Raw genomic sequence first — 412 nt, forward strand, 5'->3', positions numbered from 1 at the left:
CGCCACCAAATTGCCCCCGCCGATCGCCGCGACGCCGAGCGCGATGCAGGCGAGGAAGATCATGAAGCCGGACAGGCCGCCGCGCATCTCGCGCAGCGAGAAGCGGACGGCGAGCTTCAATGTGCGCGGCATCAAGCCGGCACCTTCACGGACCTTGGCGCATCCTCGATCCGGCCGGAGCGCATCGACACCTGGCGCGCGCAGCGGGCCGCGAGCGCCGGATCATGCGTGACCAGCACCAGCGTCATGGCGCGCTCGGCGGCCTTGGCGAAGAGAAGGTCGGCGATCTGCTTTCCCGTCGCCTGGTCGAGATTGCCGGTCGGCTCGTCGGCAATGAGGATGCGCGGCGAGGGCGCCAGCGCCCTGGCGATCGCGACGCGCTGCTGCTCGCCCCCGGACAGCTCGCCAGGGT

Annotated in this window: 1 protein-coding gene; it reads right to left on the reverse strand. The window is 70.9% G+C overall.

Annotation, left to right across the window (positions count from 1 at the left end; genetic code table 11):
• Positions 1 to 131: 131 nt before the first annotated feature.
• Positions 132 to 412 (reverse strand): ATP-binding cassette domain-containing protein (locus EOA29_RS40495; RefSeq protein WP_127222611.1); only part of this gene is annotated, 281 nt, incomplete at its 5' end.

It is taken from the genome of Mesorhizobium sp. M1E.F.Ca.ET.063.01.1.1, from assembly GCF_003998155.1.
Lineage (GTDB): Bacteria > Pseudomonadota > Alphaproteobacteria > Rhizobiales > Rhizobiaceae > Mesorhizobium.